Origin of the sequence: Vibrio profundi (assembly GCF_043642225.1) — a bacterium.
Taxonomy (GTDB): domain Bacteria; phylum Pseudomonadota; class Gammaproteobacteria; order Enterobacterales; family Vibrionaceae; genus Vibrio; species Vibrio profundi_A.
The window spans coordinates 26,852-43,097 of sequence record NZ_JBHZSF010000019.1; the positions used below are offsets into that span (position 1 = coordinate 26,852).

The window sequence follows — 16,246 nt, forward strand, 5'->3', positions numbered from 1 at the left end:
AATCCACAACCCGAATGATGAAGATTATGAACAAAAGAAAGCCTACACTGCTGTCGCATCAACTCTCTGAGTTTCACGTAGAGTTAGAACTTCGAGTGGATGAAGACATCTTAGATTTCAAAGGGCATTTCAAAGATTTCCCTATCCTTCCAGGGGTGACACAGATCGACTGGGCAATCCATTATGCGAATGAGTTCCTCCAGGTTCCGACAAGCTTCAAAGGGATGGAAGTCATCAAATTTCAAGAGCCAATACTGCCAAACGCCATCGTTGCTTTACGACTAACGTGGGATGCCAGCAAACAAAAATTAGCGTTCCAGTACGCTTCCAAGTCCAAGGCTGACGACGGACATACAGAGACGATCCACTCTTCAGGGAAAATGAAGTTGGGGTTCAAAGGTGAATAGTTTCACTCCGAATGCAGAGCAAGGTTACCACGGGTGTTTTATCATACCTTGCTACAATCACGGCTCCACGATTCAAGCCGTCGTAGACTCACTCGCCACCTTTGAACTGCCCATCATTTTGATTGATGACGGGAGTGACATTGACACTCAAGACGCACTACAAAAGGCATCAAAACCGGATCATATCACTCTGGTGTCTTTAGCCGATAATCAAGGTAAAGGCGGAGCAGTCAAAGCTGGAATTCGCCGAGCTCACGACCTCGGTTTTAGTCATGCAATTCAGATAGACGCCGATGGGCAACATGACATAGAGGCCTTGCCAAATCTTATTTCGATGTCTCAGCAATACCCAGAAGATATGATTTCTGGAAAACCGGTATATGACGAAAGCGTACCGAAATCGAGACTTTATGGCCGCTACATCACTCATGTGTGGGTGTGGATTGAAACCTTGTCACTATCGATTCGTGACAGCATGTGTGGCTTTAGAGCGTACCCAGTTAACCAGACTTTAGAAGCGATTAACCAATACGCCATTGGCCTTCGAATGGACTTCGACACTGAAATCATGGTCAGAATGTACTGGGACGGGTGCGATATTCGATTCATTGACACTCGTGTGATTTACCCTGAAGACGGGATCTCACACTTTGATGCCTTATGGGATAACGTCAAAATCAGCTGGATGCACACGCGCTTGTTCTTTGGCATGCTACCAAGGATTCCCAAATTACTCAGTCGTAAACCGCCGACTCATTCCGAACCAACTGCAGCGGATGCACATTGGTCTCGCACTTCAGAAAAAGGGACGGTGCTGGGGATCAAGTTACTACTTTTCGTCTACTCATTACTTGGCCGAAAAGTCTTTAATGGCCTCCTTCGTCTGGTTATGGGTTATTACCGCATAACAGGCACTCAAGCACGTTTAGCGTCAGAAGAGTACCTAGAAAAATTAACCCATTACGCCAATCAGAATGACGTTAAGCTTCCGAACAACCTAACGACTTATAATCATATGCTTTCTTTCGGGCACACCATGCTCGACAAACTTGCGGCTTGGAAAGGTGATTTCTCGGTAAAAAACCTCACCATTCATGGGCAAGAGCATTTTGAGTCCATGATTGAACGCCAGCAAGGGGTCGTTATTCTTGGCTCACACTTAGGTAATATTGAGCTTTGCCGCGCCCTCAGTCGCAGACATGCCCATATCAAGATCAATGCGTTGGTATTCACTGAGCACGCTGAGCGATTTAATAGCGTGATGAAGGCGGTTAACCCGAGCTCTGAGCTTAACTTAATTCAAGTCAATCAAATGGGGCCTGATACCGCAATTTTGCTACAGCAAAAGCTAGAACAAGGTGAATGGATAGTGATTGTGGGGGATAGAACTTCCACCAGCAAAGAGACTCGCTCCGTATGGGCGAACTTCCTCGGGGAAAAAGCGCCCTTTCCGCAAGGGCCATTCATGTTAGCATCCGTGTTGAAAGCACCGGTTTTCTTACTCTTCGGCTTAAGAGACGACAGTAAAAAAGAGCCACACTTTAATGTATTTTTTGAACGTTTTAGCGACAGAATCGAACTTCCAAGAAAAGAGCGCCAACAAGCTCTAACGCAAGTGGTTCAGCAATATGCTGATCGCTTACAACACTACACTTTGCAAGCTCCACTTCAGTGGTACAATTTTTTTAATTTTTGGAAATTAAGCAGCCAGCACAATGACAACGACCAAACAAAATAACATCATCTTCGGTGCTGAGCGCCTAACCATCGAAGACGTCGTCGCGATCTCTCAAGGCGCGACAGCGAGCATGAACCAAGACCCTGAGTTTATTGGGAAAATAGACCGAGGTGTCGCTTTCTTAGAACGCCTTCTCAAAGAAGAAGGAGTGATCTACGGGGTCACCACAGGTTACGGAGACTCGTGCACAGTCGCCATTCCACCAGAATTGGTGGACGAATTGCCGCTTCATTTGACTCGTTTTCACGGCTGCGGCTTAGGAGAGATCCTTGATCACGAGCAGGCGCGTGCGGTTTTAGCGACCCGTTTATGCTCACTTTCTCAAGGCGTTTCGGGTGTCACTCACGATCTACTCAATCAAATCGTAACCTTAATCAATCACGATATTTCTCCGCGGATCCCTCAAGAAGGTTCTGTCGGTGCAAGTGGCGATTTGACTCCGCTTTCATATCTTGCTGCGGCGCTGATTGGCGAACGTGACGTCATCTACAAAGATGAAGTTCGCCCGACAAGCGAAGTCTTTGCAGAACTCGGTATCAAACCCATTAAGTTAAAACCGAAAGAAGGTTTGGCGTTGATGAATGGCACTTCAGTCATGACAGCGCTGGCTTGTATTGCTTACAAACGTGCTGAGTACTTATCACAATTGTGTACCAAGATCACCGCCATGGTATCGGTAGGAATGCATGGTAACGACTTCCACTTTGACGAAACTCTGTTTGCCGTCAAACCTCACCCAGGCCAACAACAAGTTGCGGCTTGGTTACGTGATGATTTGCAAGCCGATCGTCCACCACGAAATAGTGATCGCCTACAAGACCGTTACTCACTGCGCTGCGCCCCTCATGTGATCGGAGTGGTTCAAGATTCACTTCCTTGGCTACGCCAAATGATTGAAAACGAACTGAATAGTGCGAATGACAACCCAATTATTGATGGCGACAACGAACGTGTTCTACACGGTGGTCATTTCTACGGTGGTCACATTGCGATGGCAATGGACACTCTAAAAACAGCAGTCGCAAACTTAGCGGATTTACTCGATCGCCAAATGGCTCAGCTCATGGACTACAAGTTCAACAATGGCCTGCCGTTCAATTTAACCGGTGCAGAAGGCGAACGTAAGCCAATTAACCATGGCTTTAAAGCGGTACAAATTGGCATTTCAGCATGGACTGCTGAAGCATTAAAACACACCATGCCGGCGAGCGTTTTTTCTCGATCTACTGAGTGCCATAACCAAGACAAAGTCAGTATGGGCACCATCGCTGCCCGAGATTGTTTGCGCGTACTCGAGTTAACCGAGCAAGTGGCTGCCGCATCACTATTGGCTGGCACACAAGCGATTGAACTGCGCCGACGCCACAAAGAACTCGATGAGCATCATATGAGCGAAAACCTAAAGCACATTCGTGATGCGGTGTTAGAAGAGTTCGAGTTTGTGATTGAAGACCGTCCATTAGAAAACGATCTTCGCCATTTTATTGAGCATATCCGCGCCCAGCGTTGGACGCTTTATTAATCATATAAATCAACAAGGGTCACTATGACTGACATCCTTCATCCTATTGAATCACAAGTAGTCATCACGACATCCTTTCAAGATGCCGATCCTATGGGTGTGATTTATCACGGAAATTACTTCAGATTTTTTGAAGAAGCTCGTCGTGTACTGATGGATCAGCTTCAATACAACTACATAGAGATGAAGGACTCAGGCTATATGTGGCCTATTATTGATACTCGAGTAAAATACGTTAAAGCCATTCCTTTCAATCATGAGATCAAAGTTTCAGCTCGCCTGACAGAATGGGAAAACCGCTTGAGAGTGGACTATCAAATACATGATGCCATCACAGGGGTAAGAATGTGCAAAGCGCACACCACACAAGTTGCTGTCGAGATAACTACAGAAGAAATGTGCTTTGCTTCCCCTAAGGTCTTAACCGATAAAATCGGCTATTGGCATCAATTTGGTTGCTTACCGAACTCAAAGGCGAATCAACATGCTAGCTAAGTTCCCACTCCCGATTTTGTTAGTCTGCGTCTTGAGCTTATTGCCAGCCATGGCTTTTGCTGACGCCACCATCGATGGCCACTCAACTGAATCGAAGCAGCACACTGTGACTCTTGCTGAAGTACAACAAACTTTGGCGAGCAAGAACGTGGTTCGTGGCGCGTTTACACAAACACGAACCATGGAAATGTTTTCTCAGCCATTAGTCTCTAACGGCCAGTTCCTATTAAGTAAAGCGCATGGCTTATTGTGGGATCAAACCGACCCATTCCCCGTTAGACTGATTCTGACCCAAGATAAACTTAGCCAACGCTTTGCTAGTCAACCTCCTCAGGTGATTACAGCGAAAGAAAACCCGATGGCGTTTTACTTCAGCCATGTATTTCTTTCTGTTTTTCATGGAGACACCCAGCAACTTGAGCAGCAATTTGACCTGTCATTCCAATCAAGCCCGCATCATTGGACATTGACGCTTGTACCAAACTCAGCCCCGCTGAATTCAGTGTTTCAAAATATAACCCTAACCGGCAATACTGATATCGAAGGTGTAACGCTTTTAGAAGTGCGCGGGGATAGCACCACCATTGAATTTTCGCAGCAAACTCATCAACCGGATTCCTTAACGAATGACGAACAAGCTCAGTTCCAGTTCTAAGATAGCGTACCTATGGCTGGCGTTCGTGGTTGCTTGCAGTCTGTTGCTTGTTAAGCAGTTTGCTCTGTCGAACGCCTCTCCCATTGAAACTAATATTCTTAAATTGCTCCCTGAAAACCGTCAAAATCCTCTGGCGGAACAAGCTTTTCAGCAAATAGCAGAAAGCATGGGAAATAAAGTTATTTTTCTGATCAGCGCTAACGATCCCAAACAAGCGACGCGTGCGGCAGAGTTTTTTGAAACAAAGCTAAACCACCTTGATCTGTTAGCAAACGTGAAAGGAAAAGTCAGCCACGATGAGCAATCAAAATGGGCTGAGTTTTATTTCAACCATCGCGCCCAACTACTCACTCAGCATCAAATAGATACTCTGACCGTCTCACCAGAAAGTCGCGTCCAATATGTGCTTCAGTCACTGTACAATCCCTTTTTGGGTGTCACATCAACAGAGCTAAGTAACGATCCTTTCTTGTTATTTCGAGACTTTTTATCGGATTTAACCGCTAAGTCTGGGGAGTTTTCTATTGTGGAAGGCTTTCTCTCGAAATCTGATAAGAGCGCAACACACATCCTGATTACGGCTGAATTATCTGGTTCGCCCTACCAATTATCTGTTCAACAGCAATTGCCTCTATTACTGAAGCTCGAAAGTGACGTTAAACAACAATTCGATGTCGAGATCTCACATACTGGTGTGATTTTTTATGCCGATTACGGCACCAAAAGCGCTAAATCGGAAGTCAGCACTATTGGGGTTGGATCTCTAGTTGGCGTCGTATTACTCATCTTCATCGTATTTAGAAGCGCCCTTCCACTAACATTAGCTTTGCTGTCCATTAGCACCGGGTTAATCGTTGCTCTAGCAGTGACGACCGCTATTTTTGGGCAAGTTCATCTATTCAGTCTAGTGTTTGGTGCCAGCTTAATCGGTGTCTCTATTGATTACGCATTCCACTTCCTCACAGATAGATTGGCAGCAGGAAAAGCGTGGAATAGTAGGGTTGGATTGCAGCATATTTTTATTGCGATAACCTTAGGCTTAATAACAAGTTTGATTGGCTATTTAGGGTTACTGATTGCGCCTTTCCCAGGCCTTCAACAGCTCGCACTGTTCTCTGCAATCGGCTTGTTTGCAGCTTACGCAAGCGTCGTCTGTTGGTATCCTATATTGGCTCGCACTCCGTCTGATTCCCGCCCGCTTCCAGCCATGAATATTTGGAAATATTGGTTAGCGCTTTGGGGACACAAGAAGTTTTCCTATGGGCTTCCAGCCATTGTGTTGCTGTTAAGTACTCTTGGCCTAACTCAGCTTCACTACGATGACGATATACGTCAACTTCAAGCAATGCCTGAGCACCTTAAAGCTCAAGAGCACAAGATCAGTCATTTGTCCGGTGTGAGCAATTCGCAGCAAATGCTATTGGTCACTAGCGGCTCTGAACAAGGCCTGTTGAAAAAGCTTGAAATGACTTCGAAACAGCTCGGTGTACTCAAAGATAAATCAACGATTTCTGGATTCCAGAGCATTAGCCAATACCTACCGACAATTGAGCAACAACAAAACAACCACTCCCTCATCAGCAAGCTCTACTTAAACCAAGGCGAATTGCTTCAAACTACATTGGAGTGGAACACTAAACCTGAGCTTAACGAATTTCGTGCAATTACAATCAAAGAGTTCCTAGAATCTCCAGTTTCAGAACCAGTTCGCTTCATGTGGTTAGAACCATTAGATGGGAAGTTTGCGTCAGTAATTCTGATCAACAGCATCAATGACTCTGCGGGCTTCAAACAATGGTTAGCATCGGGTCAAGCAGCATCACTCAACTTAAACTACTTAAACAAGTCTGAAGAAATTTCATCACTTTTCGCAGAATATAGAGTCAATGTCGCGGAACTTTTAACATTAGCTCTCATCACCATTTATTTGGTTCTGGCTTGGCGATACGATTGGAAACATAGTTTGAAAATGGTTTTACCGTCTTGTATTGCAGGCATTGCAGCGTTATCCATTACGGTGTTAACGGGATCATCGCTCAATTTATTCAACTTGCTCGGGCTGATACTAATATTAGGAATAGGCATTGATTACACACTGTTTTTCTCCGAACAAAAACAGAGTTACAGCACATTACTTGCCATCACATTATCGGCCATGACTACATTGCTATCTTTTGGCTTGCTCGCATTGAGCCAGACGCACGCGATTCATAGCTTCGGTATAACGGTGCTAACCGGTATTTTTGTCGCATGGCTTCTCGCACCATTAGCCATCCAACCATCATCACTCAATGACTCCACTCAAGGGAAGTAACATGATGCACTTTCTCATTATCTGCTTGTTGGGATTCAGCTTAATCGGCTGCAGTCTAAAGCCGACGTCATTAAACGCTCCAAGCGTTGAGGTCTCTAAAGGAGTCCAACTCCAGCTGCCAACTCCTGAGCAACTTGGCTACAAAGTCAGCGCATCTCAATTAGTGGCGGCGACTTGGGAGGGCCAAACTCAGCAGTTGCCCGTGCAACTAGAAGTCTCTAAAGATAGCGTCGTTCTTGCTGGGTTTTCTTCTTGGGGGACGCGCATTTTGTCTTTGGAATACCAAAATGATCAAATATCAGCCAACGTCTTAAAAGGGTTGGAGGAAACTCTGCCCAAACCTGAGCAAGTGCTTTTCAATCTAATGTTAACCTTGTGGCCGATGGAAGCGTGGTACCAGCCTCTTTCTCAAATTCAATGGTATATGGTGGAGTCAGGAAATATTCGTACCATTAAAGACGAGACGGGCTCCAACATTATCGTGATTACCTATCAAAAAGACTCAAATATCAACGACCGCTTATCAGGGGTCATTGAGTTTCAGCATGCACAGCTTGGCTACACTATCAACATACAAACACTGAGCTATACCAAGAACGAATTTACTGAGCAGAGCAACTAACCATTATGCAAAAATCAACATTCTCGCCGCCGATTTATGTTCAAGCGTGTGGGCTGCATTCGGCATTAGGAAGCCCTGCCGATGATGTCCGCGCCAAGCTACAAACCGGCGAAAACTCAAACATGGTACTCGACAACCATACGTTAAATGATGGCAGCGAAACGATTGTTGGCCGTATTTCACACGCACTGCCAAACGTCCCTTCTCATTTATCCAGTTATGACTGCCGAAACAACCAGCTCGCGGTTTCGGCTCTTACGGCAATTAAGCCGCAAATTAGCAGTGCCATTGAACAATACGGAAGTGAGCGTATCGCCGTGGTTATCGGCACCAGTACTTCTGGGATATCAGACGGTGAAACCGCATTCCAAGAAAAGCAAAGCACGGGGCAATTTCCTGAAAGTTTCCATTACTCAAAACAGGAACTGGGTAATGTTAGTGAATTTGTCAGTGAGTACCTTGGCGTGGCGGGGCCCAACTACTCAATCTCCACTGCCTGCTCATCCAGTGGGCGTGTTTTCCTGACAGCCAAAAGGTTACTGAAGTCTGGATTGGTTGACGCTGTGATTGTGGGTGGCGTCGATACGCTATGTAAGCTCACATTGAATGGTTTCCATAGCCTAGAAGCGTTGTCGTCTTCTCTATGTCAGCCTTTTGGTGAAAAGCGCGATGGTATTAACATTGGAGAGGCCGCTGCTTTTATGCTGCTTTCACTCGATAAGCCTACCGACCAAGCAACGGCTCCTATCGCGCTACTCGGCGCCGGTGATAGCTCTGATGCGCATCATATATCAGCACCTCACCCGGAAGGGAATGGTGCTGAACAAGCCATGCTAAAGGCACTACAAGATGCAGCACTTGCCCCTTCAGACATCGGTTATATCAATGCTCACGGCACCTCGACACCGCTGAATGACAGTATGGAATCCAAAGCGATTCATCGTATTTTTGGTGAGAATGTCCCAGTCAGTTCGACAAAACCGCTTACCGGGCACACGCTAGGTGCAGCCAGCGCGGTAGAAGCCGCTATTGCTTGGCATATTTTGAAAGATGACTTAGATCTTCCCTTACAAAAAACTCAGGATAAAGCTGAAGATATTCAAATTCATTTGGTAAACTGTTCGCAAAAATTACAATCAAAAGCCATCCTAAGCAATTCGTTTGCTTTTGGTGGTAACAATATTAGCCTTATATTTGGTATCGTAAATGACTGATATCCCGCCAATTCAGCAGCTACTCCCCCATGACGAGCCAATGATCTTAATTGATCGTGCGATTTCGATTGAGGAAGAGTCTATTCATTGCCAAGTCGACATTGGTGAGCACTGCATCTTTTTCAATAGAGAGTCTCAAACCTCCCCAGCCTATTTGGGTATTGAATTTATGGCGCAGTCTGTTGCGGCATGGTCTGGCTATCACGCGTTAGCGAAAGGCCATCAGCCTCCAATTGGATTTTTACTCGGCAGCCGTCGTTACAAGGCACTTTGTGATGAATTCACACAAGGGCAGACGTTAGACATCTACGCTGAACAACTCATGGAAGACAACGGGATGGCGGTGTTTTCTGCCAAAGTCGAGTATCAAGGCGAACTCGTCGCCCAATGCCAATTGAATGTTTACGTACCAACAGAACAAAAATTACAAGAAATGAAAATTAGGAGCCAGTCATGACACGTCAGGTTTTAGTCACTGGTGCTAGTAAGGGCATTGGTAAAGCCATCGCAATCCAACTAGCCAAAGATGGATTTACTATTGCGGTTCATTATATGGGTGACAAGCAAGGTGCGCTTGATACCTTAAACGACATCCACGAAGCTGGTGGACAGGGCCGTATCATTCAATTTGATATCAGCAACCGCGAAGAATGCCGCTCAAAACTAGAAGCTGACATCGCTGAAAATGGTGCCTACTATGGCATTGTGAACAATGCAGGCATTACTCGTGACACTGCTTTCCCTGCAATGACAGAAGAAGAGTGGGATGGCGTGATCCACACCAACTTAGACAGCTTTTACAATGTTCTACACCCGTGCGTTATGCCAATGGTACAGAAACGCAAAGGAGGCCGTATTGTTACTCTGGCCTCTGTATCAGGCATCATGGGTAACCGCGGTCAAACGAATTACAGCGCAGCCAAAGCAGGCGTAATCGGCGCAACAAAATCACTCGCGCTGGAGCTCGCCAAACGTAAAATAACCGTTAACTGTGTCGCGCCAGGTTTGATCGATACCGGTATGGTTGATGAACATGTAAAAAAACATGCTCTTCCGCAAGTTCCCCTCCGCCGTATGGGCGAACCAGAAGAAGTAGCGGGCCTTGTGAGTTACCTCATGTCAGATATCGCCGCCTACGTGACTCGCCAAGTGATTTCAGTAAATGGAGGCTTAGTATGAGTCGTCGCGTTGTCGTCACCGGCATGTCTGGCGTGACCGCTTTTGGTAACGATTGGGAAAGTGTCGAACCTAAGTTACGCGCTTGCGAGAATGCCACTCAATACATGCCTAGCTTCGAGCAGTATGATGGCTTGAACACAAAATTAGCCGCGCCAGTTGATCATTTTGAATTGCCTAAACACTATAAACGTAAGCAAGTTCGCGGCATGGGCCGTGTTTCTCGCCTAGCAACTGTCGCGACAGAAAATGCGTTAATCCAATCAGGGCTAATTGGCAACGACGTTCTCACCAATGGCCAGACCGGTATCGCCTATGGTTCATCTACCGGTAGTACAGATGCCGTAGGTGCATTTGGTGTCATGCTAAACGAGAAGTCTACTCGCGCGATCACAGCAACCACCTATGTACAGATGATGCCTCATACGGCTGCGGTTAATGTCGGATTATTCTTTGGTTTAAAAGGCCGCGTCATTCCAACCAGCAGTGCTTGTACGTCCGGTAGCCAAGCGATCGGTTACGCATACGAAGCCATCAAACATGGCTATCAAACCGTTATGGTTGCGGGCGGCGGCGAAGAGCTCTGCCCTACCGAGTCTGCGGTATTTGATACCCTTTTTGCTACTAGCTTGAAAAATGAAACCCCGAAAAAATCTCCAAGTCCATACGATAAAGATCGCGATGGTCTTGTCATCGGTGAAGGTGCCGGGACACTGATCCTTGAAGAGTATGAACACGCGGTTGCGCGAGGGGCAAAAATCTACGCGGAGATCATTGGCTTTGCCAGTAACTGCGACGCCGCACATGTCACCCAACCGCAAATGGAAACCATGCAAATCTGTATGGAGATGGCTCTGAATGACGCAAAGTTAGCGCCTGAAAAAATCGGTTATGTTTCTGCTCACGGCACCGCGACTGACAAAGGTGATATTGCTGAAAGTAATGCCACTGCCAACATTTTTGGTGAAGTCCCTATCAGCTCTCTCAAGAGTTATTTTGGACACACCCTTGGCGCATGTGGTGCGATTGAAGCATGGCTAAGCCTAGAAATGATGCACACAGGCTGGTTCAGTCCAACCCTCAATCTTGAAAGTGTTGATGAACAGTGCGGAAAACTCGACTACATCACCGGACAAGGTCGTGAACTGGATGTTGAATATCTAATGAGTAACAACTTTGCGTTTGGCGGGATTAACACCTCACTCATTTTTAAAAAAATCGACTAAAAACGGTTAGCGGCAATCTCGTTTGCCGCTTATTTTTCCCCTCCTATCCCTTTTCCTTACCTTATTACACTTAATTATGCATTTCTTTTCATAAAACTACGACCAACCTCTCACCTTTCCCTTCCATACGTCCTTATGCAATAATTTTACTAGATAAAGTAAAAAACCTGATCTAGATCAAATTGTATAACCTATTCATTTACTGAATTGATAGGAATTACAAGCAATCGAACACTCTCGAGTATTACGACTGCAATTCGGCTAGGTGCGCTCTTTTAGGCACTCAAACAACTCATCTTAGCAAGCATGGTCATCAAGCCGATGAACCTCATGCGCTGTAAGCTTTGTTGCTTGGGAAGGACATCATGACACTAAAGTACAAAATGCTAATCACGCTGCTGGTTATTGGCTTATTTCCTGCCATTATTATTTCTTCGTGGGCGCTGTATGTTGCCAATAAAAACTTCGAGAAACAGACGTTTAGTCAATTAGTCGCCTTAAGGGAAGTAAAAAAAGCAGCCGTCATTGACTACCTAGAAACAAGGGTTGAGCAAGCCAATTCCTTATCTCGTAACCAAACCATTATCAGCGCCGTCCAAGGTCTATCCAATGCATTCCATAGCGCCGCACAGCGAAACAACCAAACTGACTTTTCTCCTGCTCGTCTGCAAGATACATTAACCCGATATTATCAATCTAACTTCATTCCGAAGCTGGATAGCAACTCACCTCAACTCCAAGGGACTATATCCGCGAATAGTCTCGTTGAACCAATAAGCTACAGCGGTCAACTGGTTCAAAATGCTTATATCGTTGAAAACCCAAACCCTATTGGTTCAAAAGAAAAACTAGATAACTCGACTCAACTAGCGGGCTACGATTGGGAACATTCGGCCATCCACCCTTACTTAAGAGATCTACTTGAAAGGTTTGGTTATTACGACATCTTCCTATTAGATATTAATACCGGGGAAATCATTTATTCAGTATTTAAAGAGGTGGATTTCGGGACATCTATGCTCAATGGCCCTTATGCTGACAGTGGCCTAGGTGAAGCTTTTCGTGCCGCAAGATCGGCTTCCTACGGAGAGGATGCTAAGCTGGTCGACTTCGCGAGTTACGTTCCTTCCTATAACGCGCCAGCTGGCTTCATAGCGACTCCCATTTTTGAAGGTGGTCAGAAAGTGGGAGTATTAGCACTCCAATTTCCAATTGATCGGCTCAATTTAATCATGGCTGAGCGCTCAGGGTTAGGTGAGACTGGAGAAACCTATCTGGTTGGCCCTGAAATGCTGATGCGCTCTGATTCGTATTTGGATCCTGAGTTTCGTAGTGTTAATGCCTCCTTTCAAAACCCTCAAACCGGCACAGTAGAAACCGCCTCTGTACACAACGCACTATCTGGGAACTCTGGGGTTGATGAAATCACTGATTATAACGGTAACCTCGTGCTTTCTGCTTATGAGCCTTTAAAAGCATTTGGGCTGAACTGGGCCATCATTACCGAAATTGATGAAAAGGAAGCCCTAAGTGCTTTTTATCAATTGCGTGAAGTGTTGTTATTACTCGTTGGTGCTGCTGTGATAGTGATAATCGGGGTATCCTTCTACTTCTCTCGCAGTATTTTAAAGCCTTTAGGTGGCGAACCAAGAGTCATGGAAAACATTGCCAGCAACATTGCACAAGGTAACCTAAGCATGACTTTTGAGACAAACGCGAAAGACGGCGGCGTATATTTGTCCATGCAAAAAATGGCGCATAGCCTTAAGCATATGTTAAGCCGTATTAATGATGCAGCAACTCAACAGTCCAATGCATCACAACATCTTTTATCTGTCACCACGGACACCGATCGCAGCGTCAATCAACAAAGAGAAAGCACTGAGCAAGTCGCCACTGCCATGAACGAGTTAGCCACTACGGTTAATGAGGTCACTCAAAACGCGAACCATGCAGCTCAAGCAGCATCTCATGCCAATGACAAAGTCAATTTCAGTGTGAAGCATGTACAAGATGTCTCCACTGAAATCAAAAACCTTTCTAAAGGGTTAAGCGACTCAGGTGCAAAAATCGATCACCTCAATACCAGTGCAGATAACATCTCCAATATTCTAGTGACAATTGAATCTATTTCAGACAAAACAAACTTGCTTGCCCTCAACGCAGCAATTGAAGCGGCGCGAGCGGGAGAACAAGGACGAGGGTTCGCAGTCGTGGCGGATGAAGTCCGAGCTTTAGCCACCAGCACCAAAGATTCTACCGAAGAAATCACCAAGATGATTGATGCGCTGCAGAAAGATGCCAAGGCATGCCAAGTGGTGATGGAGAAAGGTATCGAGCAAGCAAGTTTCGTGGCAAAACACGCTGAAGACTCGACAGAATCATTAAATGAAGCCGCGAGTTCAGTCGAAACTATTGCCGATATTACGGTTCAGATTGCCACCGTCGCTGAGGAGCAAGCCGCAGTAACCGAAGAGATCAATCGTAACATTCAAGAAATAAGTCTGATGTCAGTGGAAGCGGAAAAATCGGTTCAAAAAATAACTCACTCAAGTTCACAGCTAGATGAACTCTCTTGCTCATTAGAGGAGCTCGTCGGAGAGTTTAAAGTTCAAGTTTAAATCATATGTTTTGAGCATAAAAAAGGCCACACCTATACAGGTGTGGCCTTCCAATTCTTCGCAATAAAAAATTATGCGTTTGCTTCACGCTCCGCAATGAACTGTAGAGCCATCTTGATGCGAGCGATTACGCGCTCTTTACCAACAAGCTCCATCACTGCATCAACAGATGGTGATTGACCACCGCCAGTTACCGCTACGCGAAGTGGCATACCGATTTTACCCATGCCGATTTCTAGCTCTTCACATACTGCCGCAATGATGCCTTCTTTGATGTTCACTGTAGTGAAGTCTTCTAGAGCTTCCGCTTTAGCTAGTGCAAGCTCTAGTGGGCCTTTAGCCACACCACGTAGGTGTTTCTTCGCAGCGCCCGCTTCAAACTCAGAGAAATCTTCGTAGAAGTAACGTGATTGCTCAGCAAGTTCAATTAGCGTGTTACAACGCTCACCCACTAGCTTAATCACTTCAGTGATTGCAGGGCCGTTCGAGATATCGATCTTCTGATCGTCTAAGTGCCATTGTAGGTATTCAGCTACGTACTCAGGCTCTGAAGTTTTAATGTAGTGGTTGTTCAACCAAAGTAGCTTTTCAGTGTTGAATGCAGAAGCAGACTTGCTGATAGCGTCTAGCGCGAACAGGTTGATCATCTCTTCTTGAGAGAAGATTTCTTGGTCACCGTGAGACCAACCTAAACGTACTAAGTAGTTGTTTAGTGCGTTTGGTAAGTAACCTTCGTCGCGGTATTGCATTACCGATACTGCGCCGTGACGCTTAGACAGTTTCGCGCCGTCATCACCAAGGATCATTGCACAGTGAGCGAAAGTTGGTACTGGTGCGCCTAGTGCTTCGTAGATGTTGATTTGACGAGGTGTGTTGTTGATGTGGTCTTCGCCACGAACAACGTGTGTAATGCCCATATCCCAGTCATCCACTACCACTACGAAGTTGTATGTTGGAGAACCGTCAGTACGACGAATGATCAAATCATCAAGCTGGCTGTTCGCAATTTCAATGCGGCCACGGATTTGATCATCAAAAATTACGCTACCTTCTTTCGGGTTGCGGAAGCGAATCACGCATGCATCACCCTCTTGTGCCGCTTCGTTCGCTGCAACAATTTTCGGGTGGTTAGCATCGTAACGAGCCATTTCTTTGTTTGCTTCTTGCTCTGCGCGAATTTCATCAAGCAGTTCTTTAGACGCGTAACACTTGTACGCTTTGTCTTCAGCCAGAAGCTTATCAACCATTTCGTTGTAACGGTCAAAACGCTTAGATTGGAAGTAAGGACCTTCGTCCCATTCCATACCCATCCACTGCATTCCTTCTAGGATCGCATCTACCGCTTCTTGAGAGTTACGCTCTAAGTCAGTGTCTTCGATACGTAGAACGAATTCACCGCCTTGGTTTTTAGCGAAAAGCCAAGAGTATAGTGCTGTACGTGCACCACCAACGTGAAGATAGCCAGTTGGGCTAGGAGCAAAACGAGTTTTAACCGTCATTTAAATACCTTAGAGATGGATGTGCAGCGGCTTTAACGGCGCCGTCTGCGGATACAAGGATAAAAGTGGCGACATTTTACCACCCTAAGGTAAATCTACAATCCTAGAAGCTACTTTAAATTTCGCATCGCCCATTGCATGAATTCTTGCTGCTGCTCCGCATTCAAATCAGCAAACTCACTTTGTAATGCTGCGACACTTTTCACTGACGATTTAGGTACTACCGTTTTTAGTTGCCCTGTTACTTCATTACCCGCTTTAGCATTGTAATCCGCGACTTCACGTTCGAAATCACGAAAGCCTTGTAAGCCCCCTTTGCTCATCTGAACTAACTCAAACTGAACCGCTTCTCCGCTCTCTGTCGTAAATGTTAGTTCAGGTGAACGTTCAAACTTTTTAGCATCATCGATTGTTCTGAACGTCTTATAGTGAATCGACAAAGATTGATCTTGTTCGGCTTCAAAATTCAATAAAATAGGCTGTGAATCGAACTTCCTACGTTTACCGTCTTCAAACACAATTTGTCCCACAGTCAGGGCGAGTTGGTTCTCTCCCTCTTTTAGCGACAGCGTGTTTTGCGCTGTAAAGTGAGAGGACGTGATGGCCTCACCATTTAAGACTTGAGGAACAATTTCTTTTTGAAGCGTCAATGTCCCACTCGCCAACGCAAGGGAAGAAAATAGCAGTGGAATAGCACCTAGCATTAAAGAGTTTTTCAATTTCATAATGATTACCAATATTGAACGAGGAAAGGGTA

General features: G+C 45.6%; 14 protein-coding genes. 12 read left to right on the top strand and 2 right to left on the bottom strand.

Annotation, left to right across the window (positions count from 1 at the left end):
- The first annotated feature begins 26 nt into the window (after positions 1-26).
- From ACHUFI_RS20455 to ACHUFI_RS20510, 12 genes are all read left to right on the top strand, one after another.
- On the top strand, positions 27-407 hold the full coding sequence (locus ACHUFI_RS20455; RefSeq protein ID WP_394252541.1) for an ApeI family dehydratase: 381 nt from the start codon (positions 27-29) through the stop codon (positions 405-407).
- Positions 400-2,145: a glycosyltransferase family 2 protein gene (locus tag ACHUFI_RS20460; RefSeq protein WP_394252543.1), complete on the top strand. Its 1,746-nt coding sequence runs from the start codon at positions 400-402 to the stop codon at positions 2,143-2,145. The genes ACHUFI_RS20455 and ACHUFI_RS20460 overlap by 8 nt, the downstream gene beginning before the upstream one ends.
- Entirely contained in the window at positions 2,123-3,667 is a 1,545-nt protein-coding gene (locus ACHUFI_RS20465) for an HAL/PAL/TAL family ammonia-lyase (protein WP_394252545.1), read from the top strand. The genes ACHUFI_RS20460 and ACHUFI_RS20465 overlap by 23 nt, the downstream gene beginning before the upstream one ends.
- A gap of 24 nt (positions 3,668-3,691) precedes the next feature.
- On the top strand, positions 3,692-4,162 hold the full coding sequence (locus ACHUFI_RS20470; protein WP_394252546.1) for an acyl-CoA thioesterase: 471 nt from the start codon (positions 3,692-3,694) through the stop codon (positions 4,160-4,162).
- A 49-nt stretch (positions 4,163-4,211) separates the two neighbouring features.
- Positions 4,212-4,817: an outer membrane lipoprotein carrier protein LolA gene (locus ACHUFI_RS20475; protein WP_394252606.1), complete on the top strand. Its 606-nt coding sequence runs from the start codon at positions 4,212-4,214 to the stop codon at positions 4,815-4,817.
- Complete coding sequence (locus ACHUFI_RS20480; protein WP_394252548.1) at positions 4,789-7,131, top strand: MMPL family transporter; 2,343 nt, start codon at positions 4,789-4,791, stop codon at positions 7,129-7,131. The genes ACHUFI_RS20475 and ACHUFI_RS20480 overlap by 29 nt, the downstream gene beginning before the upstream one ends.
- Position 7,132: 1 nt before the next feature.
- Entirely contained in the window at positions 7,133-7,753 is a 621-nt protein-coding gene (locus ACHUFI_RS20485; RefSeq protein WP_394252550.1) for a DUF3261 domain-containing protein, read from the top strand.
- A gap of 5 nt (positions 7,754-7,758) precedes the next feature.
- Complete coding sequence (locus ACHUFI_RS20490) at positions 7,759-8,967, top strand: beta-ketoacyl-[acyl-carrier-protein] synthase family protein (RefSeq protein ID WP_394252552.1); 1,209 nt, start codon at positions 7,759-7,761, stop codon at positions 8,965-8,967.
- On the top strand, positions 8,960-9,424 hold the full coding sequence (locus ACHUFI_RS20495; protein ID WP_394252554.1) for a hotdog family protein: 465 nt from the start codon (positions 8,960-8,962) through the stop codon (positions 9,422-9,424). The genes ACHUFI_RS20490 and ACHUFI_RS20495 overlap by 8 nt, the downstream gene beginning before the upstream one ends.
- Positions 9,421-10,146, top strand: a complete 726-nt coding sequence (locus ACHUFI_RS20500) for a 3-ketoacyl-ACP reductase FabG2 (RefSeq protein WP_394252556.1) — start codon at positions 9,421-9,423, stop codon at positions 10,144-10,146. The genes ACHUFI_RS20495 and ACHUFI_RS20500 overlap by 4 nt, the downstream gene beginning before the upstream one ends.
- On the top strand, positions 10,143-11,369 hold the full coding sequence (locus tag ACHUFI_RS20505; protein ID WP_394252558.1) for a beta-ketoacyl-ACP synthase: 1,227 nt from the start codon (positions 10,143-10,145) through the stop codon (positions 11,367-11,369). The genes ACHUFI_RS20500 and ACHUFI_RS20505 overlap by 4 nt, the downstream gene beginning before the upstream one ends.
- A gap of 365 nt (positions 11,370-11,734) precedes the next feature.
- Positions 11,735-13,990 (top strand): methyl-accepting chemotaxis protein, encoded by a 2,256-nt coding sequence (locus ACHUFI_RS20510; RefSeq protein ID WP_394252560.1) that lies wholly within the window; start codon positions 11,735-11,737, stop codon positions 13,988-13,990.
- Between the two features lie 71 nt (positions 13,991-14,061).
- On the opposite strand, the gene gltX is transcribed toward ACHUFI_RS20510, so the two are convergent.
- Together gltX and ACHUFI_RS20520 are read right to left on the bottom strand one after the other, a co-directional pair.
- Positions 14,062-15,489, bottom strand: a complete 1,428-nt coding sequence (gene gltX / locus ACHUFI_RS20515) for a glutamate--tRNA ligase (protein WP_394252562.1) — start codon at positions 15,487-15,489, stop codon at positions 14,062-14,064.
- 110 nt (positions 15,490-15,599) lie between these two features.
- The gene (locus ACHUFI_RS20520; RefSeq protein ID WP_394252564.1) at positions 15,600-16,214 is read right to left on the bottom strand and encodes a YccT family protein; all 615 of its coding nucleotides are present in this window, start codon (positions 16,212-16,214) and stop codon (positions 15,600-15,602) included.
- Positions 16,215-16,246: the final 32 nt, after the last annotated feature.

Excerpts from the sequence above, each read along its gene's own strand:
- gltX (WP_394252562.1), bottom strand. The coding sequence starts at position 15,489 with ATGACGGTTAAAACTCGTTTTGCTCCTAGCCCAACTGGCTATCTTCAC.
- ACHUFI_RS20520 (WP_394252564.1), bottom strand. The coding sequence starts at position 16,214 with ATGAAATTGAAAAACTCTTTAATGCTAGGTGCTATTCCACTGCTATTT.
- ACHUFI_RS20505 (WP_394252558.1), top strand. The coding sequence starts at position 10,143 with ATGAGTCGTCGCGTTGTCGTCACCGGCATGTCTGGCGTGACCGCTTTT.
- ACHUFI_RS20455 (WP_394252541.1), top strand. The coding sequence starts at position 27 with ATGAACAAAAGAAAGCCTACACTGCTGTCGCATCAACTCTCTGAGTTT.
- ACHUFI_RS20485 (WP_394252550.1), top strand. The coding sequence starts at position 7,133 with ATGATGCACTTTCTCATTATCTGCTTGTTGGGATTCAGCTTAATCGGC.
- ACHUFI_RS20475 (WP_394252606.1), top strand. The coding sequence starts at position 4,212 with ATGGCTTTTGCTGACGCCACCATCGATGGCCACTCAACTGAATCGAAG.
- ACHUFI_RS20500 (WP_394252556.1), top strand. The coding sequence starts at position 9,421 with ATGACACGTCAGGTTTTAGTCACTGGTGCTAGTAAGGGCATTGGTAAA.
- ACHUFI_RS20480 (WP_394252548.1), top strand. The coding sequence starts at position 4,789 with ATGACGAACAAGCTCAGTTCCAGTTCTAAGATAGCGTACCTATGGCTG.
- ACHUFI_RS20495 (WP_394252554.1), top strand. The coding sequence starts at position 8,960 with ATGACTGATATCCCGCCAATTCAGCAGCTACTCCCCCATGACGAGCCA.
- ACHUFI_RS20465 (WP_394252545.1), top strand. The coding sequence starts at position 2,123 with ATGACAACGACCAAACAAAATAACATCATCTTCGGTGCTGAGCGCCTA.
- ACHUFI_RS20490 (WP_394252552.1), top strand. The coding sequence starts at position 7,759 with ATGCAAAAATCAACATTCTCGCCGCCGATTTATGTTCAAGCGTGTGGG.
- ACHUFI_RS20470 (WP_394252546.1), top strand. The coding sequence starts at position 3,692 with ATGACTGACATCCTTCATCCTATTGAATCACAAGTAGTCATCACGACA.
- ACHUFI_RS20510 (WP_394252560.1), top strand. The coding sequence starts at position 11,735 with ATGACACTAAAGTACAAAATGCTAATCACGCTGCTGGTTATTGGCTTA.